This window comes from Streptomyces sp. HSG2 (assembly GCF_016598575.1).
Classification (GTDB): Bacteria; Actinomycetota; Actinomycetes; order Streptomycetales; family Streptomycetaceae; genus Streptomyces.
The window spans coordinates 2,729,315-2,755,352 of record NZ_CP066801.1; the positions used below are offsets into that span (position 1 = coordinate 2,729,315).

16 protein-coding genes, 6 tRNA genes and 1 riboswitch are annotated in these 26,038 nt (G+C 72.7%); of the genes, 9 read left to right on the forward strand and 13 right to left on the reverse strand.

All coding sequences use genetic code 11. The annotated features are described in order from the left end of the window. Positions 1-157: 157 nt before the first annotated feature. Complete coding sequence (gene purF / locus JEK78_RS11515; protein WP_200258194.1) at positions 158-1,684, forward strand: amidophosphoribosyltransferase; 1,527 nt, start codon at positions 158-160, stop codon at positions 1,682-1,684. A 48-nt stretch (positions 1,685-1,732) separates the two neighbouring features. Then, positions 1,733-2,809, forward strand: a complete 1,077-nt coding sequence (purM, locus tag JEK78_RS11520; protein WP_200258196.1) for a phosphoribosylformylglycinamidine cyclo-ligase — start codon at positions 1,733-1,735, stop codon at positions 2,807-2,809. Positions 2,810-2,902: 93 nt separating this feature from the next. Here purM and JEK78_RS11525 read toward each other — a convergent pair whose 3' ends face one another. Continuing rightward, the gene (locus JEK78_RS11525) at positions 2,903-3,151 is read right to left on the reverse strand and encodes a DUF3073 domain-containing protein (RefSeq protein WP_200258198.1); all 249 of its coding nucleotides are present in this window, start codon (positions 3,149-3,151) and stop codon (positions 2,903-2,905) included. Positions 3,152-3,459: 308 nt separating this feature from the next. After that, complete coding sequence (locus tag JEK78_RS11530) at positions 3,460-4,554, reverse strand: Glu/Leu/Phe/Val dehydrogenase dimerization domain-containing protein (RefSeq protein ID WP_200258199.1); 1,095 nt, start codon at positions 4,552-4,554, stop codon at positions 3,460-3,462. A gap of 238 nt (positions 4,555-4,792) precedes the next feature. Between JEK78_RS11530 and JEK78_RS11535 the strand changes: the two genes are divergently transcribed. After that, positions 4,793-5,632, forward strand: coding sequence for a hypothetical protein (locus tag JEK78_RS11535; protein WP_200258200.1), 840 nt, complete (start codon positions 4,793-4,795; stop codon positions 5,630-5,632). A gap of 550 nt (positions 5,633-6,182) precedes the next feature. Beyond that, complete coding sequence (bldC, locus tag JEK78_RS11540) at positions 6,183-6,389, forward strand: developmental transcriptional regulator BldC (protein WP_003949541.1); 207 nt, start codon at positions 6,183-6,185, stop codon at positions 6,387-6,389. 721 nt (positions 6,390-7,110) lie between these two features. Here bldC and JEK78_RS11545 read toward each other — a convergent pair. The 8 genes from JEK78_RS11545 to JEK78_RS11580 all read right to left on the reverse strand — a co-directional run bounded on the left by JEK78_RS11545 (position 7,111) and on the right by JEK78_RS11580 (position 14,510). Further along, positions 7,111-7,299 carry a DUF6274 family protein gene (locus tag JEK78_RS11545; RefSeq protein ID WP_200258201.1) on the reverse strand — a complete coding sequence of 63 codons (189 nt, stop codon included), beginning with the start codon at positions 7,297-7,299 and terminating at the stop codon, positions 7,111-7,113. Positions 7,300-7,449: 150 nt separating this feature from the next. Further along, a tRNA-Asp gene (locus tag JEK78_RS11550) sits at positions 7,450-7,524 on the reverse strand. Positions 7,525-7,617: 93 nt separating this feature from the next. After that, positions 7,618-11,586 carry an ATP-dependent RNA helicase HrpA gene (gene hrpA, locus JEK78_RS11555; RefSeq protein ID WP_200258202.1) on the reverse strand — a complete coding sequence of 1,323 codons (3,969 nt, stop codon included), beginning with the start codon at positions 11,584-11,586 and terminating at the stop codon, positions 7,618-7,620. 255 nt (positions 11,587-11,841) lie between these two features. Next, positions 11,842-11,915 (reverse strand) — tRNA-Phe (locus JEK78_RS11560). Positions 11,916-11,937: 22 nt separating this feature from the next. Continuing rightward, positions 11,938-12,012 (reverse strand) — tRNA-Asp (locus JEK78_RS11565). Positions 12,013-12,048: 36 nt separating this feature from the next. Beyond that, positions 12,049-12,121, reverse strand: a tRNA-Glu gene (locus JEK78_RS11570). An 80-nt stretch (positions 12,122-12,201) separates the two neighbouring features. Continuing rightward, positions 12,202-13,935, reverse strand: a complete 1,734-nt coding sequence (locus JEK78_RS11575) for a metallophosphoesterase (protein WP_200258203.1) — start codon at positions 13,933-13,935, stop codon at positions 12,202-12,204. Positions 13,936-14,159: 224 nt separating this feature from the next. Continuing rightward, positions 14,160-14,510: a metallopeptidase family protein gene (locus tag JEK78_RS11580; RefSeq protein ID WP_242483040.1), complete on the reverse strand. Its 351-nt coding sequence runs from the start codon at positions 14,508-14,510 to the stop codon at positions 14,160-14,162. A gap of 173 nt (positions 14,511-14,683) precedes the next feature. Here JEK78_RS11580 and JEK78_RS11585 point away from each other — a divergent pair, with 173 nt between their 5' ends. From JEK78_RS11585 to JEK78_RS11595, 3 genes are all read left to right on the forward strand, one after another. Then, positions 14,684-15,298 carry a hypothetical protein gene (locus JEK78_RS11585; protein ID WP_200258205.1) on the forward strand — a complete coding sequence of 205 codons (615 nt, stop codon included), beginning with the start codon at positions 14,684-14,686 and terminating at the stop codon, positions 15,296-15,298. Positions 15,299-15,566: 268 nt separating this feature from the next. Continuing rightward, entirely contained in the window at positions 15,567-17,816 is a 2,250-nt protein-coding gene (locus JEK78_RS11590) for a DEAD/DEAH box helicase (protein ID WP_200258207.1), read from the forward strand. 165 nt (positions 17,817-17,981) lie between these two features. Further along, positions 17,982-18,055, forward strand: a tRNA-Lys gene (locus JEK78_RS11595). Positions 18,056-18,278: 223 nt separating this feature from the next. Here the strand turns inward: JEK78_RS11595 and JEK78_RS11600 are convergent. The 3 genes from JEK78_RS11600 to JEK78_RS11610 form a co-directional block, all read right to left on the reverse strand. Further along, a complete protein-coding gene (locus JEK78_RS11600; protein ID WP_200258210.1) occupies positions 18,279-20,084 on the reverse strand; it encodes a S8 family serine peptidase in 1,806 nt (601 codons plus the stop codon). Between the two features lie 315 nt (positions 20,085-20,399). After that, complete coding sequence (locus JEK78_RS11605; protein ID WP_200258212.1) at positions 20,400-23,270, reverse strand: LuxR C-terminal-related transcriptional regulator; 2,871 nt, start codon at positions 23,268-23,270, stop codon at positions 20,400-20,402. Between the two features lie 124 nt (positions 23,271-23,394). Beyond that, on the reverse strand, positions 23,395-23,868 hold the full coding sequence (locus JEK78_RS11610; RefSeq protein WP_200258214.1) for a redoxin domain-containing protein: 474 nt from the start codon (positions 23,866-23,868) through the stop codon (positions 23,395-23,397). A 239-nt stretch (positions 23,869-24,107) separates the two neighbouring features. Between JEK78_RS11610 and JEK78_RS11615 the strand changes: the two genes are divergently transcribed. Together JEK78_RS11615 and JEK78_RS11620 are read left to right on the forward strand one after the other, a co-directional pair. After that, on the forward strand, positions 24,108-25,244 hold the full coding sequence (locus JEK78_RS11615) for a dihydrofolate reductase family protein (RefSeq protein ID WP_200258216.1): 1,137 nt from the start codon (positions 24,108-24,110) through the stop codon (positions 25,242-25,244). A gap of 191 nt (positions 25,245-25,435) precedes the next feature. Then, positions 25,436-25,509, forward strand: a tRNA-Met gene (locus tag JEK78_RS11620). A gap of 361 nt (positions 25,510-25,870) precedes the next feature. Beyond that, positions 25,871-26,036, forward strand: a riboswitch (cyclic di-AMP (ydaO/yuaA leader). Positions 26,037-26,038 lie beyond the last annotated feature (2 nt).

The following is a 26,038-nucleotide window of genomic DNA, read 5'->3' on the forward strand; positions in this document are numbered from 1 at the left end:
ACCCGCGTCCCGTGTGCGAAGGGTCACGGCGGGGCGATCCGAGGACGCCGACCGGGGCGGACGACAAGGGGACGACGGGCCTCGGCGCGCTCGGGCGGCCCTGCCGACCGGGGTCCCCAATTCGGACCAGTGGTCGACCTCGCCTACACTCGGACGCGTGCCACGTGGTGACGGTCGACTCAATCACGATCTGCTCCCCGGTGAGAAGGGCCCCCAGGACGCCTGCGGCGTCTTCGGAGTCTGGGCTCCCGGCGAAGAGGTCGCAAAGCTCACGTACTTCGGGCTCTACGCCCTCCAGCACCGAGGTCAGGAATCCGCGGGGATCGCGGTGGGCAACGGCTCCCAGATCCTCGTCTTCAAGGACATGGGCCTGGTCTCCCAGGTCTTCGACGAGACTTCGCTCGGCTCGCTCCAGGGCCACATAGCGGTCGGACACGCCCGGTACTCGACGACGGGCGCCTCGGTGTGGGAGAACGCGCAGCCCACCTTCCACGCGACCGCGCACGGTTCCCTGGCGCTCGGCCACAACGGCAACCTGGTCAACACCGCCCGGCTCGCCGAGATGGTCGCCGACCTGCCCCGGCAGGAGGGGCGCCCCACGCGGATCGCGGCCACCAACGACACGGACCTGGTCACGGCGCTGCTGGCGGGCCAGGTCGACGACGACGGCAAGCCGATGACAATCGAGGAGGCCGCCGGCAGGGTGCTCCCGCAGGTCCAGGGCGCCTTCTCGCTGGTCTTCATGGACGAGCACACCCTCTACGCCGCCCGGGATCCGCAGGGCATCCGGCCCCTGGTCCTTGGCCGCCTGGAGCGGGGGTGGGTGGTCGCCTCGGAGACGGCGGCGCTGGACATCACCGGTGCCAGCTTCGTCCGGGAGGTCGAGCCCGGCGAGTTCCTCGCCATCGACGAGAACGGACTCCGGTCGTCCCGATTCGCGGAAGCGAAGCCCAAGGGGTGTGTCTTCGAGTACGTGTACCTCGCGCGGCCGGACACGGACATCGCCGGCCGCAGCGTCTACCTCTCCCGGGTGGAGATGGGGCGTCGGCTCGCGGTGGAGGCCCCGGCCGACGCGGACCTGGTGATAGCGACCCCGGAATCCGGCACCCCGGCGGCCATCGGCTACGCCGAGCAGTCCGGGATCCCCTTCGGCAGCGGTCTGGTCAAGAACGCCTACGTCGGCCGGACCTTCATCCAGCCCTCGCAGACCATCCGCCAACTCGGCATCCGCCTCAAGCTCAACCCGTTGAGGGACGTGATCCGGGGCAAGCGCCTGGTCGTCGTCGACGACTCCATCGTCCGGGGGAACACCCAGCGTGCCCTGGTCCGCATGTTGCGCGAGGCGGGGGCCGCCGAGGTGCACGTCCGGATCTCCTCCCCCCCGGTCAAGTGGCCCTGCTTCTTCGGGATCGACTTCGCCACCCGCGCGGAACTCATCGCCAACGGGATGAGCGTCGAGGAGATCGGCGTCTCCATGGGCGCGGACTCCCTGGCCTACATCTCCATCGACGGCATGGTCGAGGCGACCACCATCGCCAAGACCGATCTGTGCCGCGCCTGTTTCGACGGCGAGTACCCGATGGAACTCCCCGACCCCCGGCTGCTCGGCAAGCGGCTCCTGGAGACCGAGCTGGCCGCCGGCCCCGCGGCCACGGCCGTCGCCGACGCGGTCCGCCGCCCGTAGTTCTCGCACGTCACGTCCTTGCCGTACGACAGGAAAGCTCTCACCGTCATGTCTGAGACCGAGGAGACCACCGGTGCCTCCTACGCGGCCGCCGGGGTCGACATCGAAGCGGGCGACCGCGCAGTCGAGCTGATGAAGGAGTGGGTGGGCAAGGCCCGCCGGCCCGAGGTCATGGGCGGCCTCGGCGGGTTCGCCGGTCTCTTCGACGCTTCCGCGCTGAAGCGGTACGACCGCCCGTTGCTCGCCTCCGCCACCGACGGAGTCGGCACCAAGGTCGACATCGCCCGCCGGATGGGCGTCCACGACACGATCGGTCGGGACCTGGTGGCCATGGTCATGGACGACATCGTGGTGTGCGGTGCCGAGCCGCTGTTCATGACCGACTACATCTGCGTCGGCAAGGTCCGTCCGGAGCGGGTCGCCGCGATCGTGAAGGGCATCGCCGAGGGGTGTGTGCTGGCCGGCTGTGCCCTGGTCGGTGGCGAGACCGCCGAGCACCCCGGACTGCTCGGCCCCGACGACTTCGACGTCGCGGGCGCCGGAACCGGTGTCGTGGAGGCCGACCGGGTGCTGGGCGCGGAACGGGTCCGCGAGGGTGACGCGGTCGTCGCCATGGCGTCGTCCGGGCTGCACGCCAACGGCTACTCGCTGGTCCGCCACGTGCTGTTGGAGCGCGCCGGTCTGGCGCTCGACGCGCGCGTGGCGGAGCTGGGGCGGACGCTCGGCGAGGAACTCCTGGAGCCCACGAGGATCTACTCGCTGGACTGCCTGGCCCTGACCAGGACCGCCGAGGTGCGCGCCTTCGGGCATGTCACCGGGGGCGGTCTCGCCGCCAACCTGGCCCGGGTGATCCCGGACGGCCTCCACGCGACCCTGGACCGTTCGACCTGGACGCCGGGCCCCGTCTTCGACCTGGTCGGCCGGATGGGCGGGGTGGCGCGACCGGAGCTGGAGCGGACCCTCAACATGGGCGTCGGCATGGTCGCCGTCGTCGCGCCGGAGTCGGTCGACGTGGCGCTGGCGACGCTGGCGGACCGCGGCGTGGAGGCCTGGGTGGTCGGAGAGATCACCGACCGCGGGGACCACGCCACGGGCGCCGCCCTCACCGGAGACTACGCGGCCTGATCGGGCGCGGACCGGTCGGGTGACGGCGGTGCGGCCGAGCACACGGAAGCCGGTCGGTGACGGATGTCACCGACCGGTCGGGTCAGCGCAAGGTCAGGCGCCGCGGCGTTGCCCCGGGGACTGGCCGTCCCCGCGGTCGTCGCCCTCGTCATAGAGGTCGGCGTACCGTGCGTACAGGTCTTCGTCGTTCCCATCGTCCTCGAAACCGTCGCCGTTCGGCGGCTGATTCGACGTCGATGCGCCCAGCTCCTCGGCCAGGCGTGAGAGGTCCGTCCCACCGCTGTTGTACTTCAGCTGGCGGGCGACCTTCGTCTGCTTGGCCTTGGCCCGGCCGCGCCCCATGGCTCGACCCCCTCAACGACGGGGCTCGACGGCCCCAGAGTCTTGACACGCGTTCATGAATCGGAGCCGGTTCTCCTCGGAGAGACCGGTCCGTAGGTCCTCCACGGTACCTGAGCCCGCGCCCATCCGGTACGTCGCCCGTGGGACGGGCCCGTCGCCCGCTCTTTCGACGCCCTTCGTCCTCGCTGGTCAGTCGTGATTCTAGCCGGCCCGGACGGCCGACCCGCCGGACGACGTGAGAGTTGTCTCCGCCGGCCTCGGGCCCGCCCGCCCGAGGCCGGCCCGGTCGAGCGCCGAACGGGAGATCCTCAGGCGGCCCCTCCGCCCGCCGCCATGAGTCGCTCGGCGATCCGGTCGGCCGCCGTGGCCGGCGGGATGCCCTCTTCCTTCGCACGTGCGAATACGGCCAACGTCGTGTCGTAGATGCCCGCCGTCTTCGCCTCGCAGCGCGCGAAGTCGAAGCCCCGCAGCTCGTCGGCGACCTGCATCACGCCGCCCGCGTTCACGACGTAGTCCGGCGCGTAGAGGACGCCCCGGTCGGCCAGGTGCTTGTCGACCCCCGGGTGGGCGAGCTGGTTGTTGGCCGCTCCGCAGACCACCTCGGCCGTCAGCACCGGCACCGTCACGTCGTCCAGCGCGCGGCCGAGGGCGCAGGGCGAGTAGACGTCCAGCCCGGGCAGCCGGACGAGCGTGTCGGTGTCGGCGACCGTCCGGACCTCGGGGTGTCGTTCGGTGATCTCACGCACCGCGCTCTCGCGCACGTCGGTGACCGTCACCCGGGCACCCTCCCGGAGCAGGTGTTCGACCAGGTGCCGGCCGACCTTCCCGACGCCGGCGACGCCCACCGCCCGATCGCGAAGCGAGGCGTCGCCCCACCGGTGGCGCGCGCAGGCCCGCATCCCCTGGTAGACGCCGTACGCGGTGAGGACGGATGAGTCGCCCGCGCCGCCGTCCCGCGGGGACCGGCCGGTCGTCCAGCGGCAGGTCCGAGCCACCACGTCCATGTCTGCCACGTAGGTGCCGACGTCGCAGGCGGTGACGTAGCGCCCACCGAGCGAGGCGACGAAGCGCCCGTAGGCCAGCAGCAGTTCCTCGGACTTCGACGTCTCCGGGTCGCCGATGATCACGGCCTTGCCTCCGCCGTGGTGGAGGCCGGCCATCGCGTTCTTGTAGGACATTCCCCGTGCGAGGTCGAGCGCGTCGGTGACGGCCTCCGCCTCGGTCGCGTAGGGGTGGAAGCGGGTGCCGCCCAGTGCGGGGCCCAGAGCGGTGGAGTGGACGGCGATCACGGCGCGGAGGCCGCTGGCCGGATCCTGACAGAGCACGACCTGTTCGTGGCCGCCCCGCTCGGTGCGGAAGAGGGTGTGCAGGACGTCGGCGGGTGCGCCGGTCACATCGGTCACGGTGGTGACTCCCGAGTACGTAGCGGCGGTGGACGGGTGGCGCCGGGTGGGTGGTGGTGCCGCCCACGAGAGTAGAGCCCGTCGGGGTCGGCGGGGCGCAGGTGGCGGGGTTCGACGCCGTTCGGAGCGGCGCGGGTGCCCCGGCGGGTGGTGGCCGGCCCCCGGGTCCGGTCGCGCCGACCCGCCGGGGACGGTCGGCGCCAGGTTTTCCGAGCGTCGGGCGGGGGAGGGAGCATGCGTGCCCAAGGTGTCCTCCGTGATTGTCCCTTACGCCGCCTACCTGCGCGTCTACGAGCCCCTGGAGGCATTCCCGGAGCCCGAGCGCGGTCACTGGGCGCGCTACGCCCGCCGCGCCGACCCGCCGACGTGTCAGGACGAGTTGCGTCGCTCGCTGACGGATCTGCTGCCCACGCCCCCGGTGGCCGTTCCCGTGCACGAGAGCGCGGACGCCTTCGTCACCCGGGTGGAGGGCGTGCTCCTGGTGTGTCCGTGGCGCACCCGGCTGCGGGGGTGGCTGGCGCTGGGCGAGCTTCCCGGCGAGTTCCCCGAGCCGGTCCTGGACGCGGTGCTGCCCCCCGTCGTGCGTCGGCAGGCGGCCCAGGACCACGAGCGTTGGCTGGCGCGGAACCCGGACGCGCGCCCGTGGATCCGGTCGGCGACGTGGCAGGTGCCGATCGAGTGGTTCGTGCTGGTGTCCGACGAGGAGCGGGAGTACGCGGGAGGTGGGGGAGGGGCGCCGACGCTCCGCTACCGCACGCCGATGGCGCGGGCGCGGCGACGGGTCGCGCGGGGGCTGCGGGCACTGAGGGAGGCCTTGGACGAGAGTCCGCTGATCGACGGATTGGTGGACGTCGGCCGCTGGCTCGAGGAGTTCCATCCGCGGTCGCTGGTGGAGTTGGACTACGGGGGACTGGTCCACGCACTCCCGGCGGCCGATCTGGAGGGCGACCGCTCGGCGGCGGACGTCGCGGCGGGCATCGTGGCGCTGCGAGAAGGCGACGGCGAGGCGGCGGGGGCGGCGTACGGTCGACTGGTGGAGCGCTGGCGGGCGGTCCGCGACCGGCGCTCGGCCAACTGACGTGGCCGGCGAACTCGCGTTCGCCTCACCCCTCGTTCCGGCGGTCGGCCCCTTCCCGGCGACCGGCGTCCCGGTGTCGGAGCGTCCGTCACCCTCGGGACCAAGGTCCTGATCCGGGCCTATGGCTCAAGGGTGATGGACCGCACGTACCGCACTCTTGCGCCGGTTGGCCCTCCTCATGCCAAAATAGGACAAGGAGCCCGGGGAGGGCTCTTTCCATCCCGGTATGGTGCACTATGGGTGGAATCTCAGCTTTGTGCGCACTTTGGGGGGTCCCGTGGCTCCTGATTATCCTGTGACTGATCGTCACAGGCGCGTGACTGTCCGCTATGGCATGGTCCATCGGCTTCCGTCGCTGATGGACGCCTGGGAGGGCAATTCCATCGGTTTGGCCGACGCGGCTGGACAGATGGTGTAGTTGTAGTGCCGAGGACAAGCCGTTCGTCCTATAACCGACTCGACCCGCGTGCGCCATTTCGGGCAACGCGGGTCAAGGTGCAGAATTTAGAGGAAAGAACCGAGTACGTCGGTTCTCCCGAGGAGGCCGCTCATGACCGCTCGCACCCCCGATGCCGAGCCGCTGCTGACCCCGGCTGAGGTCGCCACCATGTTCCGCGTCGACCCCAAGACGGTCACACGCTGGGCGAAGGCCGGGAAGCTCACGTCGATTCGCACGCTCGGCGGGCATCGGCGCTACCGCGAAGCCGAGGTTCGTGCCCTGCTCGCGGGTATCCCGCAGCAGCGCAGTGAGGCCTGACGGCCACGTGTTCACGGGTCGCCGGAGGGCTCCCCAAGCCGCCTGACGACCACCTCGGCGCCGCAGGGCGCCGGCTCTGCCCCAACAGAGCCATGGAGCGACAAAGATCGCGCCGGACCCACCGGGTCCGGCGCGATCTCTTTTTCGCGCCGCCCGGGGGTCTCGTGCCGAGCCCACCGGGCGCGCCGGGATCGGCTCTGTCGCCGTCCGGCGCGCTCCGCGAGGCCGCGAACCCCAACTCGGCGCGGTGGGGCCGTCGGTGGGGCCTCAGGGGGCCGTCTCGGGCTCAGGGGGGGCACGTCGAGCCCGGCCCGCGTCGCACGGGCGTCGCTCCGGGAGTCCGTCGCGTGGCACCTCGGCGTCCCGGTGGCCGCCCGTCCGTCGCGACGGGCGCCGCCCGGGCGCTGCCAGGGGCGCGCCCCTCACCCCTCTCACCCGGGCGCGGCCCCCGCCCCCCGCGCGAGGGTGAGGGGCGGGTGACGCCGCCGTCCGGGCGGTCGCGGGAGTCCGCCGTCTCCGCCCGCGAGGTGTCGGGTTCACAGTGCAATGGCACATACAAAATTCACGGGTTCTCGGAGGGGGTCGAGTTCCCCTTCGGAAGGATTTTTTGTCGGTGACACCCATCACACGGCGCGCCGCTTGTACCGCTCGACGTCGGTGCGTTAAAGGGGTCGGGTTCTCCAGAGCCCCCCGGTGGCAAGGGTGTTGGGGTGATCGGGGATCACCGGGGAGTGGAGGTCGCCCGCGGTGCGGGCTCCTGGGGTTCCGGCGTCGGTGTGGCGGAGTCCATCGCCAGCCGGAGCAGTCGGTGGCAGATCGGGCAGCGACGCGTCGCGTGGCGATAGGACGACGCGGCCGACAGATGCGCGCGGAGCAGGGCCCGCGTCTCGTGCCTCGCCGATGCCGCCATACGCCACCTCCACCGGCCCCGAACCTGGAGCGGGGCCCTGTTTAGGGAGTACCGAGTGAATGTGACGGCGTCAAGACCCGGGAGGCGTGCGGGCATGGGCGCGCGCTCGGCAACGAGAAAGGGCCCGCTTCCCCGAAGCGGGCCCTCCTGCGGTCCTGACGGGATTTGAACCCGCGGCCTCCACCTTGACAGGGTGGCGAGCACTCCAAACTGCTCCACAGGACCAGGACTTGCGGCGCTCTCCTTCTCCGCGTCGCGAAACGAAACTCTACAGGAGGCCGGCCCGTCCTGGCGAACCCACCCTCCGTGCCCGAGGCGTCACGGAGCGGCGGCGTCGACGGCTCTGACGATCCGCTTGTCCGACACCGGGTACGCCGTCCCCAGCGCGTGGGCGAAGTAGCTGACCCGGAGTTCCTCGATCATCCAGCGGATTTCCAGGACCTCTCGCGGCACCGGGCGCCCCTTGGGCATCCGCTCCAGCAGCCACGCGTACTCGTCCCGCATCTCGTGGACCTTCGCCATCCGCGTGGTGTCACGCTGGACCTGGGTCGGCATCTGCTGCAACCGACGATCCACCGCGACCAGATAGCGCATCAGGTCGGGCAGCCGGGCCAGCCCCGCCTCCGTGACGAAGCCCGGCTTCACCAGAGCGTCCAGTTGCTCGCGCACATCCCGGAGATTGGGGAGCAGCGTCGGGCTGCGTGTCGCCTTCAGCCGCCGCTCGCAGGCCTGCCAGGCGGCCAACACCTGCCGCACCTGGTCGACGGCGCGCACGGTGGTGTCGACGATCTCCGAGCGGACCCCCTCGTAGAGCCGACGGTACGACGCCTCGTCCCAGGCCGGGCCCCCGAGGTCCGCCATCAGTCGATCGGCCGCCGCCATGGCGCAGTCCTCGAAGAGCGCCCCCGTCGAACCGTGCGGGTTGGCGGACAACGCGAGCTTTTGCTGGTTGCCCAGGTGATCGGCGGCGTACTTGGCCGGACTCACCGGGATCGCCCGCAGGACGAGTCGGCGGGTGCCTCGCCACATGGCCTCGGCCTGCTCGGCCTCGGAGTCGAAGAGCCGCACCGACACCGTGTCGCCGTCGTCGACCAGGGCCGGGTACGCCCGAACAGGTTGACCGCCCCGACGGGTCTCGAAGACACGGGGGAGCGCGCCGATCGTCCAGTCGGTCAGCCCCGAACGTTCGACCGACTCGCCGCCCTCCCGGGAGGCGGTGGCCGCCGCGGCCTGCGAGAGGGCCTGACGGGCCTTCGGGCGGAGGCGGAGCCGCAGCTCCTCCAGGTCCTTGCCCTCGTCCAGTCGGCGACGCCGCTCGTCCACGATCCTGAAAGTGATCCGCAGGTGGTCCGGGACCTTCGCCCAGTCGAAGTCCTCCGGCTCGACGGACACCCCGGTCATCGCCCGCAGCTCCCGGGCCATCGCCACCGGCAGAGGCTCCCGGAGCGGTTGGGCGCGGTCGAGGAACCGCCGCGCGTAGTCCGGCGCCGGGACGCACCGGCGGCGGATCGGCTTGGGCAGGGAACGGATCAGCTCCGTCACCACCTCGGCGCGCGAGCCCGGGATCTGCCAGTCGAACCCCTCGCCGCTCACCTGGTTCAGCACCTGGAGCGGGATGTGGACCGTCACCCCGTCCGCGTCCGCCCCGGGCTCGAACTGATAGGTGACGCGAAGCTTCAGCGCCCCCTGCCGCCAGACGTCCGGGTAGTCGTCCTTGGTGACCGCCCCGGCCTTCTCGTTGACGAGCATCTCGCGCTCGAAATCGAGGAAGTCGGGACGCTCGCGCTGCTCGCTCTTCCACCACGCGTCGAAGTGCGCCCCGGAGACCACGTGGTCCGGCACGCGCTGGTCGTAGAAGTCGAACAGCGTCTCGTCGTCGACGAGGATGTCCCGGCGCCGCGCCCGGTGCTCCAACTCCTCGACCTCGGTCAGCAGCCGGCGGTTGGCCGCGAAGAACCGGTGGTGGGTCCGCCAGTCCCCCTCGACCAGCGCGTGCCGGACGAACAGCTCGCGGCTCGCCTCGGGGTCGATCCGTCCGTAGTTCACCTTGCGGTGGGCCACGATCGGCACCCCGTACAAGGTCACCTTCTCGTAGGCCATCACCGCGGCCTGGTCCTTCTCCCAGTGCGGTTCGCTGTGGGTGCGCTTCACCAGGTGGGCGGCGAGCGGTTCCACCCATTCCGGTTCGATCCGCGCGTTCACCCGCGCCCACAGCCGGGAGGTCTCGACCAACTCGGCGGACATCACGAACCGCGGCGGCTTCCGGAACAGCGCCGAGCCGGGGAAGATCGCGAACTTGGCGCCGCGCGCGCCCAGGTACTCGTTCTTGGCTCCCTCCCGCACGTCCTTCATCCCCACGTGGGAGAGCAGCCCGGCGAGCAGCGAGACGTGGATCCGATCCGGTGGGGCGTCCTGTCCTTCCAGTCCCAGACCCAGTTGTCCGGCCACCGAGCGCAGTTGCGCGTAGATGTCCTGCCACTCGCGGATGCGGAGGAAGTTCAGGTACTCCTCCCGACACATCCGACGGAACGACGACGAACCCCGCTCACGCTGTTGCTCGCGGACGTACCGCCAGAGGTTCAGCAGGGTGAGGAAGTCGCTGTTCTCGTCCTTGAACCGCGCGTGCCGCTGGTCGGCCTGGGCCTGCCGGTCCGCGGGGCGCTCCCGGGGGTCCTGGATGGACAGCGCGGCGGCGATGACCATCACCTCGCGCACACAGCCGTTGCGGTCCGCCTCCAGCACCATCCTGGCCAGTCGAGGGTCCACGGGGAGTTGCGCCAGTCGGCGCCCCAACGGGGTGAGCCGCTTGCGGACGTCCTTCTCGGACGGGTCGAGCGCGCCCAACTCCCGCAACAACTGGACACCGTCGCGGATGTTGCGGTGGTCCGGCGGGTCGATGAAGGGGAACCGCTCGATGTCGCCGAGACCGGCCGCCGTCATCTGCAGGATCACCGAGGCGAGGTTGGTGCGCAGGATCTCGGCGTCGGTGAACTCCGGCCGGGAGGCGAAGTCCTCCTCGCTGTAGAGCCGGATGCAGACGCCGTCCGAGGTGCGACCGCAACGCCCCTTGCGCTGGTTGGCGCTGGCCTGCGAGATGGGTTCGATCGGCAGGCGCTGGACCTTGGTGCGGTGGCTGTAGCGGGAGATCCGGGCGAAACCCGGGTCGACGACGTACTTGATGCCCGGAACGGTGAGCGAGGTCTCCGCGACGTTGGTCGCGAGCACGATCCGCCGGCCCGGGTGCGGCTGGAACACCCGATGCTGCTCGGCATGGGACAGCCGGGCGTAGAGCGGCAGCACCTCGGTGCGCCCCCATCCGGTGCCGCCCCCGCGCGCCGGCTTCATCCGCTCCAGGGCGTCCGCGGTGTCCCGGATCTCCCGCTCTCCGGAGAGGAAGACGAGAATGTCGCCCTCACCCTCGCCCATCAGCTCCTCGACCGCGTCGATGATCGCCGTGATCTGGTCGCGGTCGGTGTCCTCGCCACCCTCCTCCAACAGCGGCCGGTAGCGCACCTCGACCGGGTAGGTCCGACCGCTGACCTCGACGATCGGCGCGTCCGCGAAGTGCCGCGAGAACCGCTGAGGATCGATGGTCGCGGACGTGATCACGACCTTGAGGTCGGGCCGCCTGGGCAGCAGCTGCGCCAGGTAGCCGAGCAGGAAGTCGATGTTGAGGGACCGTTCGTGGGCCTCGTCGATGATGATCGTGTCGTAGGCGCGCAGTTCCCGGTCGGTCTGGATCTCCGCGAGGAGGATCCCGTCCGTCATCAGCTTCACGAAGGTGCCGCCGGGGTCCACCTGGTCGGTGAAGCGGACCTTCCAGCCGACGGCCTCGCCCAGCGGGGTGTCCAGCTCGGCGGCGACGCGCTCGGCGACCGTGCGCGCCGCGATCCGGCGCGGCTGGGTGTGCCCGATCATGCCCCGCACACCGCGTCCGAGATCCAGGCAGATCTTCGGGATCTGCGTGGTCTTCCCGGAGCCGGTCTCGCCGGCGACGATCACCACCTGGTGGTCGCGTATCGCCTCGGCGATCTCGTCCCGCTTCCGGCTGACCGGCAACGACTCGGGATAGGTGACCGCCGGGACCCGGGCGCGGCGCTCGGCCGTCCGCAGAGCACCCCGGTCGATCTCGGCCGCCAACTCGGTGAGCACCGCGGCGCGTGCCTCCGGCTTGCGGATCTTCCGTGCCCCCTCCAGCCTGCGCCCCAGCCGGTGCGCGTCACGCAGCGACAACTCGGTCAACCGGGAGGCGAGGGAGCCGAGGGTGGGGGCGGATTGGGTAGCCATACGGACGCCAGGATCTCATCCCGGCCGGCGAGCGAGCCAACGCTTTCCGGTGCCGAATCCCTCACAGGCGAGCCTCGGTCGGCTCGGGCACGCCACCGCGGGGCGCGTCGCGCTCGGGCGGAGAGTCGGATTTCCGGGAGCCGGATGCCACACGGGGACGCCGGAGCGTGGACGCCGCCCCCCGGTGGAGTGCCTTCACCGGGGCACACGACAGACAGCCCCGGACGGCACGCCGTCCGGGGCTGTCTCACGAGGTGGCTGGGGCCGGGGTCGAACCGGCGACCTTCCGCTTTTCAGGCGGACGCTCGTACCAACTGAGCTACCCAGCCACGCGACCCACGGGGGTCGCGGCGGTCCTGACGGGATTTGAACCCGCGGCCTCCACCTTGACAGGGTGGCGAGCACTCCAAACTGCTCCACAGGACCAAGCGCGTACGAGACGGGTCTCGTACGGGTGGTGCGTGCCCCCAACGGGATTCGAACCCGTGCTACCGCCTTGAAAGGGCGGCGTCCTAGGCCGCTAGACGATGAGGGCTATCGGCCCACCTGGGCGCTTCTCGGCGCCTCGGGGACGTGAGAAGCATATGGGATGGCGGGAGGTATCGCCAAAACGATTCAAGGGGTGGTCGCCGAGGGGAGGGCATCGGGCGGGGTCGGGGGAGGACCGGGGGGCGAGGTGCCCGACGCGGCGGCGTCCCGCTCCGAGGTGCCCGACGCGGCGGCGGCAGTGGCCTCGGCCGAGGTGGGGACCGGTTCCGAGGTGGCGGCCTCCGTCGGCGCGGGCGCGGTGGCGGACGTGGGAGAGCCCGCGACGGACGGCGAGGGGGCGGCGCCCGGCTGGTTCTCCTCGGGCAGGTGGCGGCTGACCTCGGCGGTGGACAGGCCCAGCCCGCCCAGTTCGATCTCGTCCCAGGCCTGAAGACGCCGGGTCTCCCGGTCGAAGTACAGGACCGACGCCTGGATCGGGTCCGGGTGCTCCCCCTGGACCGCGCGCAGTCCGCTGCCCCCGGTCGAGCCCCCGACGCGCAGCCGAGTGCCGTACTCCATGACCTCGGTCTTGTTGCGGTGGAGGTGGCCGGCGAGCACCAGCGGCACGGTGCCGTCCACCTCCCGGGCCGCCTCGGGCTCGTGGACCACGGCGACGTCGACCGGGGTGCCGGCGGCGCGCTGGTCGCGCAGGGCCGATGCCAGGCGGGCGCCGGCGAGCTTCTGGGACGCCTCGGCCCCCTCCTCGCGTGTCCGGTCCGGGGTGAACTGCGGGTCGCCGGTGCCGGCGAAGCGCAGCCCGGCGAGGGTGACGGCCCGTCCGTCGTCGAGGACGTGGGTGTTGCGCAACTCCTCGATGTAGCGCTGGGTGACGAGGGAGTCGTGGTTGCCCCGAACCCAGACGTAGGGGGCGCCCAGATCCTCGATGGGGTCCAGGTAGCCGTTCTCGGCGGCGCTGCCGTGGTCCATGGTGTCGCCGGAGTCGACGATCACGTCGATCTCGTACTGGTCGACCAAAGAGGAGGTGATCTTCCATCCGGCGGGGTTGAGGTGGAGGTCGGAGACGTGCAGCACCCGGATGGTGGTCGGGTCCGGCTGGTAGACGGGGAGTGTCGAGGCCGCGTCGTACAACTTGGTGACGTTGGTGACCAGCCGGGCCAGTTCCTGCTGGTACACGTCGAATTCGGTGACGATGCTGCGTGCGTCGCCGACCAGCGAGGGCGCCGAGGTCAGCAGTCCGGAGAACCTGGGTTCCAGTACGGAGTCCGGGTCCCAGGTGGCGTAGGCGGTGCCCCCGGAGGCGGCCAGGAGGGTGAGTGCCAGGCCGCCGGCGGCCAGGGCGGGGCGGGGGCGTCGGTAGACGGCCAGTCCGAGGGCGGTGGCACCGGTGACGACGGCGACGCCGGAGCGGAGGGCGAGGTCGCGGGTGCCGCCGCCGACGTCCTCGGCCACGTCGGACTGGAGGCCGGAGAGCCGCTCGGGGTGGTCGACGAGGACCTGCGACCGCTCCGGGTCGAGTCGGTCCACGTTGACGTCCAGGCGGAAGGGCCCGGTGTGGCTGTCGAACCGGAGCGCGCCCAGGGGCGACACGTTGATCTCGGTGCCTCCGGTGACCGAGGGCCGCAGCGCCATGGTGGTGTCCATCGGGCCGACGGGAACCTCCACGTTGCCCACGGTGAGCAACCCGAGCCAGGCGCCGACCCCCATCACGGCGAACAGCCCGAGGGCGTCGAGCACCGGGCGCCGGCGGGTGGCGAGCCCGGTCGGCGCGGCACCCCGGTCCGGGCGGCGGCGGGCGGGGAGGCGAGGCGACCTCGGCGGTGGACCGAGGGGGTGCCGGGCTTGTGCGGGGACGCGGGCCATTGGGCCCCTATGCCCAGGGGGCGGAGCGGGTATGCGCGCGCCGCGGGTGGTGGGAGGGCGGCCGGGACACCGGCGGCGGGCGGTGCGGGCGGGGCCGCGCCGCGACCGCGAGGTCGCGCCGACGCGCGACGCGGCCTCCCGGACCCCGTGAACAACCCCGTGCCCCGGGGCCGAGGCGCCTGGTGCCTCGGCCTGGTCCGGAGGGGGGATGGTTCACAGGGGGCTCATCCCCAACCCAGCTCGTGAAGCCGGTCGTCGTCGATGCCGAAGTGGTGGGCGATCTCGTGGACCACGGTCACGGCGACCTCGCGCACCACCTCCTGCGGCGTCGCGCAGTGGCGGAGCGTCGGGCCCCGGTAGACGGAGATGCGATCGGGCAGCACCCCCGCGTACCACTCGCCCCGCTCGGTGAGCGGGGTGCCCTCGTACAACCCCAATAGCTCCGGGTCGTCCGCCGGGGGCTCCTCCTCGACGAACACCGCCACGTTGTCCATGAGCCTGGTCAGTTCCGGCGGGATCGTGTCCAGGGCGTCCGCCACCAGCTCTTCGAAGGCTTCTCGCGTCATCTCCAGCACACGACCATTGTCCGCCACGAGCGCCCCTCGCGACCGGATCGGGCGCGCGCCCGAGACGCGGCTTCGCCGCACGCTCGTCCGGACCGCGAGGTCCCGCGGGCCGGGGCGCGTGTCCTCCCGAGGACGACGGGAGTTGGGCACGACGACCGCGTCGATCCCGGAGGTGGCTGCTCGTGCGCTCCTGGCCCGTACCCGTCCGTCTGGCCGCGGTGGCCGCCGCCCTCGCCCTCCTGCCGGGCTGTGTGAGCGTGGGCGACGACACCGGTGGGGAGGCCGCGACGCCGTCGCGGCCTCCGGAGAGGGCCGGCGAGGAAGTCGTGGGGGGTGGTGGTCCCGGCTCCCCGGCCGGCGGCTCCGGGCACGGCGCCGCCGCGGAGGCGCGCGCGCGGAAGGACGCGAAGGCCGACGGAGCCCCCGCGCGCGAGCGGGGCGTGCGAGCGGACGAGGACGCGGGCGTGGCGGCCGAGCGCGAGCCGGAGGACGCTCCCGGGGAGGCGGTGGAGGACGGGGAGGTCGACGAGGGCGGGTCGTCCCAGGAGCCCCCGCCGCCGAGCGCGCCCGCCGCGCCCGCCCCGTCGGAGGACGACGGCCCCGATCCGGTGCCGACCCGGCCTCCGCCCCCCGCCCCCACCGCCACGGAGCCTCCCGAACCGACACCGCCGAGGGAGCCGTCCTCGCCGGCGCTGCCCGAACCGACGGACGTCGTGCCGTCGTCCGCGGCCCACGAGCCCCCCGACTCGCCGCTCGCGTACCGTGAGCCGGCGCCACGCGCGGGAATCCCGGTGTGATCCGGGGCCGGAAGGGCGGGGTGGTTCGCGGGGGGTCGTGGTCCGTGTGAGAGGGGCCTCGGAGCCGCGATTTGCTTCGCGAGGTGGGGGGCGCGTATGGTGGCAGATCGTTTGATCCCATTTGCCCGGCGCCATCGCAGAGCGCGCCGTGTGGCGCGTACTCTCCCTTGCCGTGGCTGACCGCATAGAGGCGGTCGTATTTGCGAAGCAGCGCATCACGGAGTTGACGGGCGCGTGCCGACGAGACTCCGGAAGGTTGCGTATTCGCATGTCCATCACCAGTACCGAGCACACCGCGGCGGTCGAGGCCGAAGCCGACGTCGAGACGGTGCCGTCGGGTGCCGAGGGCCCCGGTGAGGCCCAGGCCGCCGAGACCGCCCCGGCCGCCGAGGTCGTCGACTCCGCGGAGTCCGCCGACTCCGCCGAGGCTCCCCCGATCACGTTCGCCGATCTCGGCCTGCCCGAGGGCGTCGTGCGCAAGCTCGCCCAGAACGGCGTCACCACCCCCTTCCCGATCCAGGCCGCGACCATCCCGGACGCCCTGGCCGGCAAGGACATCCTCGGCCGCGGACGCACCGGCTCGGGCAAGACGCTGTCCTTCGGCCTGCCGACCCTGGCCACTCTCGCCGGCGGCCGGACGGAGAAGAAGCGGCCCCGTGCCGTCATCCTCACGCCGACCCGCGAGCTGGCCATGCAGGTGGCCGACGCGCTCCAGCCGTACGGCGACGTGCTCGGCCTCCGGATGAAGGTCGTCTGCGGCGGCACCTCGATGGGCAACCAGATCTACGCCCTGGAGCGGGGCGTGGACGTGCTGGTCGCCACGCCCGGACGGCTGCGCGACATCATCAACCGCGGAGCCTGCTCGCTGGACGACGTGCGGGTAGCCGTCCTGGACGAGGCCGACCAGATGTCCGACCTCGGCTTCCTGCCCGAGGTCACCGAGCTGCTGGACCAGGTGCCGGCGGGCGGCCAGCGGATGCTGTTCTCCGCGACCATGGAGAACGAGATCAAGACCCTGGTGGACCGCTACCTGAACGAGCCGGTCAGCCACGAGGTCGACGCCGCCCAGGGCGCGGTGACGACCATGTCGCACCACATCCTGGTGGTGAAGCCCAAGGACAAGGCCCCGGTCACCGCGGCGATCGCGTCGCGCAAGGGCCGCACCATCGTCTTCGTCCGCACCCAGCTCGGCGCGGACCGGGTCGCCGACCAGCTGCGCGAGGCCGGCGCCAAGGCCGACGCGCTGCACGGGGGCATGACACAGGGCGCCCGGACCCGCACCCTGGCGGACTTCAAGGACGGCTACGTCAACGTGCTGGTGGCGACGGACGTCGCCGCCCGGGGCATCCACGTCGACGGGATCGATCTCGTACTCAACGTGGACCCGGCCGGTGACCACAAGGACTACCTGCACCGGGCCGGGCGCACCGCTCGGGCGGGCCGCACGGGCACCGTCGTCTCCCTCTCGCTGCCGCACCAGCGGCGTCAGATCTTCCGCCTCATGGAGGACGCCGGGGTGGAGGCCTCGCGCCACATCGTGCAGGGGGGCGCCGCCTTCGACCCGGAGGTCGCCGAGATCACCGGCGCCCGTTCGATGACCGAGGTCCAGGCCGAGTCCGCCGGCAACGCCGCACAGCACGCCGAGCGCGAGGTGGGACAGCTCACCAAGGAGCTGGAGCGCGCCCAGCGGCGCGCCGCGGAACTGCGGCAGGACGCGGACCGACTGCTGGCCAAGGCGGCCCGCGAGCGGGGTGAGGACCCCGTCGCGGCCGTCGCCCAGGCCGCCGAGACCGCTTCGGCGGCCGAGGCGACGATCTCGGTGCCGGAGCAGCCGGGGCCGCGCCAGGCGGAGCCGGCGGAGCGTCCCTCCGACCGCGACCGCTCCCACGATCGTGAGCGTGGTGGGCGTTCGTTCGAGCGTCGTGATGATCGGCGTGAGGACCGTGGTGGGTTCCGTCGTGATGAGCGTCGGGACGACCGTGGTGGGCGTTCGTTCGAGCGTCGTGACGACCGGCGTGACGATCGTGGTGGGTTCCGTCGGGACGACCGTGGTGGGTTCCGCCGTGATGAGCGACGGGACGACCGTGGTGGGCGTTCGTTCGAGCGCCGCGACGATCGGCGTGAGGACCGTGGTGGGTTCCGTCGGGACGACCGTGGTGGGTTCCGCCGTGATGAGCGACGGGACGACCGTGGTGGGCGTTCGTTCGAGCGTCGTGATGAGCGTCGGGACGACCGTGGTGGGCGTTCGTTCGAGCGCCGTGATGATCGGCGTGAGGACCGTGGTGGGTTCCGTCGTGATGAGCGTCGGGACGACCGGCGTGACGATCGTGGTGGGTTCCGCCGGGACGACCGAGGCGGCCACCGCGGCAGCGACCGCCCGTTCAACCGGGACCGTCAGGGCGATCGCCCCGGTTTCCGTTCCGGTGGCCACGACCGCCCGTACGGACGCCGCGACGACCACCGGGGATCCTCCTTCGGCCGGCGTGAGGACAAGCCGCGCTGGAAGCGCAACGGCTGACGCCCGGTCATGGCCGGGGGCCGTCGCTCCCGGCCGTGCGCGGGTCCGTCGTCCGTCCCGACCGGCGGTGCCCCGGTGGCTCCGGTCGGGACACACCGGCCGTGTCGCGTGGCGTCCGGGATGGGCTGTGGGAGCGGCCCGACCGACGGCTATGCTGGGCCGCGCGGGCCGCTAGCTCAATTGGTCAGAGCAGCAGACTTTTAATCTGTTGGTTGTGGGTTCGAGTCCCACGCGGCCTACCTGGACAGCCCCCGCCTCCGTGAAACACCGGAGGCGGGGGCTGTCGTCGTGTCGTGGGCGTCCGCCCGACCGGCTCGCCGCGTCCGGGGAAGCCCGTCGGCGGCCCGGGACGGCCGGGTCCGGTGGGGACCGCGCGGGTCCCGTCGGGCCCGGACGCGAAAGCGCCCGGACCGTGTACCGGTCCGGGCGCGTCCGCGGCCGTGGGGGGTGGCCGTGGGGGGATCAGAAGGTCAGGCTCCAGGAGTCGATGTAGCCGGTGTCACCGCTGTAGGTGTCGGTGACACGGAGCTTCCAGGTGCCGTTGGCGGTGACGCCGGAGGCGTCGACGGAGTACGTGGTGTTGACGTTGGCCGCGTCGTCGTCGCCGTCCGCCGACTTCAGCACGGCGGAGCCGCCGCTCGGAGCCACGATCGCGATCTCCAGGTCGCCCCGGTAGGTGTGCTTGATGTCGACGTCGATCTCCAGGTCGGACGGGGCGTTGCCGCTGATTCCCGAGACCGTGATGGAGGAGCTCACCGTCGAGTTGTCCGAGATGGTGACGTTGTCGGAGTTGGTGAAGACGGTGCCACCGGTCGACCCGCTCCCGCCGCTGTCGGCGCCGAGGGTGGCGGCGGCGTCGGCGAGACCGTAGCCGCAGCCGCCGGAGCAGGAGCCGGGCAGGGTGCGGGCGTTGCTCTTGATGGTGCTCTCGACCTGGGCCGGCGTGATCGAGGGGGTGGCCTCGTACATCAGGGCGGCCAGGCCGGCGATGTGCGGGGCGGCCATGCTGGTGCCCTGGTAGGCGGCGTAGGTGTCGCTACCGACGCTGCGGCTGCCGGTGTTCAGCGTGGACCAGATGCCGTTGGCGGAGCTGCTCGGGGTCTCGCCACCGGGGGCAGTGATGTCGACGACGCTGCCGTAGTTCGAGTAGTAGGCGCGGTTGCCCTGCCGGTCGGAGGCGGCGACGGTGATGACGTTGCCGCAGCTGGCCGGGTTGAACAGGCGAGCGTTCAGGTTGTCGTTGCCGGCGGCCACGACGATGGTGGTGCCGCGGCTCACCGCGCTGTTGATGGCGCTCTGGGTGCCCGCGTCGCAGGTTCCCTCGCCGCCGAGGCTCATGTTGATCACGTCGGCGGGGGTGGAGTTGGACGGCACGCCCGAGACGGAGCCACCGGAGGCCCAGGTGATGGCGTCGATGATGTCGGCGGTCGTGCCACCGCACTTGCCGAGGACGCGGACGGGCTGGATGGTCGCGTCGTAGGCGATACCCGCGATGCCCTTGTTGTTGCCGGCGGTGGCGGCGATGGTGCCGGCGACGTGGGTGCCGTGCCAGGAGTTGTTCGTGTCGGCGGAGGGGACGGGGTCGCCGTTGGCGTCCGTGCCGCACTCGCCCTCGTCCATCCAGTCGCCCACGTCGGCGGGGTTGCTGTCGCGCCCGCCGCCGTCCTGGGCCATCCACGGGTCGGAGATGAAGTCGTAACCCGAGACGACGTTGGCCGCGAGGTCGGCGTGGGCGACGTAACCGGTGTCGATGACGGCCACGTTGACACCGTCGCCGGTCGCCTCGTCCCAGGCGTCGGGCACGTTCATGCCGGCGGTCGACTCGAAGAGGTCCCACTGGCGTTCGTACTCGGTGTCGTTCGGGGTGGCGGCGGTGGCGTACATCCGCTTGTCCGGGACGACGTAGGCGACGTCGGGGTCGTCGCGGAAGGCGGCGGCCACGTCGTCGGCGTCCTGCTCGTCGAGCTTCCCGCCGAGGTCGACCAGGGCGGCGCCGGTGCCGAGACGACGGTCGAAGTCGAGGGACTCGCCGGTCTCCTCGCCCTTGTCCTTGGCGTCCTCGTCGGCGGCCGAGTCGGACTTCGCCTCGCTGGCGTCGGACTTGTAGCCGACGATGAGGCGCTCGACGGTCTCCTCCGCGGTCGCCGTGGAGGCGCCGCGCTCTTCCTGTGGGGCGGAGGTGGCGGCGGCCGTGAGGGAACTCGCCCCGAGGAGGGCGGTGGTGGCCACGGCGAGGACCGATATGCGGAGTGGTCTCAACCCGTTCAAGAGTGCTTCCTCTCGTGTTCGCGGCGACGTGTCCGCCCGACGTCATTGTTCAGGACATGACATGTCGCCATCCCCGGGGTCGCGTCGAGGAGTGTGGGGAGTGGCGACCCGGCCGCCCGAGGGGAGGAGAGCCTCTCGTCGGGCGGTCACCGGCCGGGTGAAGCATGGGGCGGCCCGCGGAGGAGCCGATCGCTCGGACACTTCCGCGGCCTCGTCCCACCGGCCGGTGGCTGGAAACCTACGGGCTGTCCAGGGGGCTCGCCCATGGGGGGAGCCCCCGTCACGGATACCCAATTAACGCGGTGGCGCGGGGCGCTATGTCGTCTTGCTGCCCGACTCTTCGGTATGAGCGGCCGTCAGCGCAGTCCACTGGGTGGCCAGCCCCTGTCGGGAGGGCACCCCCAACTTGCGCATGGCGCCGGAGACATGGTGTTCCACGGTGCGGGGCGAGAGGTGGAGTGTGCCCGCGATCTCCCGGTTGGTCAGACCCGCCGCGGCGAGTTCCGCGACCTCGCGCTCCCTGGGGGACAGCCCGGACCCGTAGGACGGCCTTCCCCTGGTGCCCGCGTGAGTGGTGGGTTCGTGCGACCGCAGCAGCGCCCGGACTCGGGCCGCGTCCCACACCGCCCCCAACTCGGAGAAGCGCTCCACACAGCCGCGCAGCGCCTCCAGAGCCTGGGCGGAGCGGTACTCCCCCCCAAGGTCGGCGTCGGCGCCGGCCGGGCCCCGAGGCGTGTCGAGGCCGCGTCCGGCCGCGGCGCGGGCCGCCTCCGGAAGATCCGGACCGCACTCGGGCCCGGTGGAGGCGCCGGCCGTCAACGGTCCCTCCGAGTGCAGGGGCGACCCCGGGCCCTCGGCGCCGGCCGCCAGGACGCAGCGCGCCGCTCCCTCCGTGGTCAGCGCCCACGCGTAGGGGTGGGGGAGCGCCGCGTAGCCGGCCGCGGCCCGTCGGTAGTGGGCGACGGCCTCGCCCGGAGCCCCGGACGCCTCGGCCAGCACCCCCCGCGTCCAGGCCAGCGCGGCAACGGCCGCCGGGGCGTCCACGTCCCGTATCCCGGCCTCGAACTCGGCGGTCATCGCCCCGGCCCCGGGAAGGTCGCCACCGCGCGCCACGGCCTCCACCGCCCAGGGCGCCAACTCCGCCGCCCACGCCCAGATGCCCTTCGCCCGCAGCGCGCCCCAGGCCGCGCGCGCCTCGGCCACGGCACCCGGAACGTCCTCGCGCGCCAGGGCGAGTCGGACCAGCGTCGCCGAGGCCATCGCCGACAGCGCCGGCGCGGCGTCGAACGGGAGCGGCATCGCCGCGTCCACCGGCCAGGACGCCGCCCCGCTCCAGTCGCCCTGGGCCAGCGCCAGCATCCCGCGCACCACTCGCGCGTCGGAGCAGATCACCGGCATGCCCGCGTTGGCCGCGAGGAAGTCCTCGCACCGCCGCGCCAGTCCCGCCCAGTCCCCGGTCGCCCACTGCAGCCGCAGCCGCGTGCCGAGCGCGGTGTGTTCGGCGAAGGGCGCGCCGCTGGCCGAGGCGAGGGCGATGCCCTCCGCCATGAGTTCCTCGGCCCGGCCGTAGTGACCGAGCCAGACCGCGAACTCCATGCCGTTGCACAGCGCCCGAGCCACGTGCTGACGACAGCCCGGTTCGGGACCGTCCCGGGGCAGTTCGGCCAGGAGCCGCCAGGCGTCCGGGTCCCCCCTTCCCATGGCCAGCCCGGTGCGGTTGGCGGCCACCGCCGTCCGGACGACGACGTCCCCGCTGTCCTCCGCCGCCCGGACCGCCCGCCGCAGCCACGCCTCGTGGACGCGTACTGGCGTGCGCGCGCCGTGTGGCAGGACCAGCGCCGACATCGCGCGGGCGGCCAGGTCGGGCCGGTCCTCCAGGAGTTCCGCCGCGGCCCTCTCCAGCTCCCGACAGCCACGGCTCGGCAGGCCCGCCTGATTGCACAGCACCAGCCCGAGATCCAGTCGCAGCGCGCCCCGCACCGACATCGGCAGGGCCTCGTCCTCGACGATCTGGGTCAGGACGTCCACGGTCTGGTCGGACCGTAGTCCGAGCACCGCGCTGCGGGCGAGGATCGGCGCGAGCCGCGCCCGCGCCCGCGGGGGCACCGCGGGCGCCGCCAGGGTTCGCTCCAACAGGTCGATGGCCTCGTGGTGGCGACCCGCCGCGGCCGACGCCTCCGCCCCGCGCTCCACGGCCCGCAGCCAGGCCCGCGTCCTTCCCGCCGCCCGGTGGTGCCGGGCCAGCGACATCCAGGGGGTGGGTTGCCGACGGATCAGCACCTGCGCCGCGCGGCGGTGCAGCTCCTGCCGCACCGGTCCGGGGACCACCTCGTGGACCGCCCGGGCGGCGAGCGGCACGGGAAAGGCGTAGCGCCCCTCGGCGTCCTCCACCAGCACGGCCTCGGCGAGCGCGCCCAGCAGGGAGGCCCGACCGCCGAGTCGCCCCAGACCCGAAACCTCGACCAGTTCGTCGGCGCTGACCGGTCGGCCCAGCACCGCCGCGGCCCACACGACCGGCCTGCGGGCCGGAGAAACCCCGGCGAGGCGCCCCAGGACCAGCTGGGCGAGCCGCTCCGGCACGCCGGCGGCCTCCACCTCGGCCGTGGTGATCCGCCCTTCGCCCGCGCCCAGTTCCGCCAGCAGGTCGGTCACCACACCGGCCACCCCGCCGGAGAGTTCCGCCAGCCGTGCCACGGCCTCCGGCGTGGCCCGATCCCCCAGCGCCTCGGCGGCGACCCGCCCTACCGTGTCCGCGTCCCAGGGGCGGAGGGAGTGCCGGATCACGCGCAGCTCGGCGGGACAGTGCGGGGCGGGTGCTCCCAGGGGCAGCCCCGGGTGGTCCAACTCCTCGCCTCGGTAGGCGAGGACGACGGCGAGTCCCGGTCGGGCCGTCTCCACCACCTCGCGCAGCCGCTCCCGCTCATCGCGGGTCGCGCGCTGCACGTCGTCGGCGACGAGCAACAACCGCCCTTCGGGCCCCGGGAGACGCGGTTCCTCCCCTCGACCGCAACGCCACCGGAGCCGGTCCGCGCCCCACTCCTGGGCCAGGCGCCCCCAGTGCTCGGCGAGTCTGCTCTTGCCGGTGCCCGCGGCCCCTTCCAGCAGGAGCAGGGCCGGTGGGCCCGCGTCACCCGCGAGGGCGCGCCGCAGGGGGACCCGCCAGGACCGGTCAGGTTCCGTCCGCATGCCGGTCACCCCCAACGCACGCCGTCCGACGTTCAACTGTTCGAGGCGGGAATATTACTCCGGTGGCTTCCGGCCGTCGGCCGGCGGGATCACCCCCTCGCCGGTCCCGGCGAGGGGGAGCGGCTCACCGGCCCGCGGGTCCCTCGTCCGCGGCCTCGGCGAGTGCGGCGAGCGCGACCTCGGCGTGGCGATCCGGGTCGGGGACCTGGTGGACCGGCGAACGCACCCGGCCCGACCGGTCCAGCACGACGGCGGCGCGGGCGAAGAGGGGGCGCCCGGCGTCCCGTGTCTCGGGCACGCCCAGTGCCCGACCCAGCGAGAGGTCGGAGTCGCCCACCATCGCGAAACCGAGCCCGTGGCTCTCGGTGAACGCGGCGAGACGGTCCGGGGTCTGCGCGCCCACGCCGAGGACCAAGGCGCCGTACCGCGCGAAGGTCCGGGCGGCGTCACGCGCCGAACACAACCCGGCGGTGCACCCGGCCAGGGCCGGCAGGCGTTCGCCGATACCGGGTTCGGTGATGAAGAGGAGTACGGTCCACTCGTGCTCGGGCGAGGGGACCACCATGGGGCCCGCTGTGGTCCGGACGGTGTGGCGCATGCTTTCTCCTCCGATACGAGCGGGGCGGGTCCGCCGCGCCGCACGCCGATGCTCCCAGCGTGTCCGCGCCGTCGAGGGCGGCGGGCCCCGACCGTCGCCCTTCCGTCCCGTACCCTCCCCCGTCCGCCCGTCCACCGTCCACCTTCCCCCGCCTCTGCCCGCCGACCGCGCGGCCTTCTCCCGGACCGCGCGACCGTCGCCGCCCGCGGTCGCGGGTCGACCGTCCCCCGGAGGTCCTGATGCCCCTCCCTTATGTCCTGCTGTCCGCCGCCGTCTCCCTCGACGGCTTCCTGGACGACACGTCCCCCGACCGGCTCGTGCTCTCCGGCCCCGACGACTTCGACCGCGTCGACGAGGTGCGGGCCTGGTCCGACGCCATCCTGGTCGGTGCCGGCACGATCCGGGCGGACAACCCCCGTCTGTTGGTCGGATCCGCGCGGCGGAGGGCGGCGCGGGTCGCCGAGGGGCGTCCGGAGTTCCCGCTCAAGGTCACCGTCAGCGCGACCGGCGAACTGGATCCCGCCGCCGCCTTCTGGCGCACCGGCGGTGAGCGGCTGCTCCTGACCACCGACCGGGGAGCCGCGCGGGCGCGGGCGCTGGGCGTCGCAGCCGATGTCGTCGCGTTGGGGGCGGAGGTGGACTGGCCCGCGGCGCTGCGGCATCTGCGCGAGGCGCGCGGAGTGCGTCGGCTGATGGTCGAGGGGGGCGGCGTCGTCCACACCCGACTGCTGTCGGAGGGCCTCGTCGACGAACTCCACCTGGTGTTCGCCCCGGTCCTGGTCGGTGACCCGGACGCGCCCCGCCTGTTCGGGCCGGCCGCCTACCAGCGGGGGCGCCTGCGGTTGTTGGAGTCCCGGACGATCGGGGACGTCGTCCTGGCCCGCTATGTGCCGACCGCCCCCGGTGCGGGCGGCGAGGTCGCGCCGGCCGATCGGCATTGGCTGGCCCTCGCCTGCGACCTGGCGACCCGATGCCCCCCGTCCCGTACGGCGTTCAGCGTGGGAGCGGTGGTGGTCGCGGCAGACGGCACCGAACTCGCCCGCGGTCACTCGCGGGAGGGCGGCGATCCGGCCGCGCACGCCGAGGAGGCGGCTCTGGCGAAGGTCGATCGGGCCGACGCCCGACTGGCGACGGCCACCGTCTACAGCAGTCTGGAGCCCTGCGCCCGCCGATCCTCCCGCCCGCTGCCCTGTGCCCGGCTGCTGCTGGAGGCCGGCGTGCGTCGTGTGGTGACGGCGTGGCGGGAGCCGGACACCTTCGTGTCAGGGGCGGACGGCGGCGGGGTGTTGGCGTCCGGCGGCGCCGACGTGGTCGTCCTGGAGGAGTACGCGCGACGTGCCGAGGCGCCCAACGCGCATCTGACCCGCCCCTCGTGAGGTCGGCGGCGGTTCGGCGTCCGACGCGGGGCGTGGCGGCGGGCGCCATGGGGGTGTAGGCCGGGGCCGGGGGAGGGGTGGAGGGCGGTCGGCTCGGGAGAGAGAGGGGAGGCGGGGGTGCCCGCTTCGGACGCCCCCGGTGACCCGTGCGCGGGCACCCCCGCGAATGGCGTACACTGGTGGCACACCGACGCGGGGTGGAGCAGCTCGGTAGCTCGCTGGGCTCATAACCCAGAGGTCGCAGGTTCAAATCCTGTCCCCGCTACTGATGGACACCGGCCGGAATCCCCAGGGATTCCGGCCGGTGCTCTTTTCCGTCGGGTCGCCACGGTTTTCCCTTGGTCCGTCTCGCCGGCTGCCGCGAAGCGATCCGGGACTCTCACGCTCGGTGATCTTCCCGTAGCCCGGAGCACGGCTCTTGACGGTATGTCAACTGTGTTGGGGCGGGCCCCGCGGGTTCCGGGGGGGTGCGCGGAGGGTGCCTTGCCCTGTTTCGGACCCTCAAGTCCCCAATGGGCGTGCCGAAATCGGCAACGATCAAGGGGAACGACTTGGAATCCGCACCCCCCGTCTATTAACGTTCGATAACGCAGCGCGGTCGTCCCAGCCGTCACAGATGTCGGCCCCGTGCGCACGCGCCGAATCCCGTGCAGAGATGCCAGGAACCGGGGAACCACCACATGGGGTGAATCGAGCGTGTCCGGCCGTGGAGACACGGCGGGTATACGCGCGTAGGAGACCTTCCCGCTCCGAACCCGTCAGCTAACCCGGTAGGCGATGACGGAAGGAAAGGA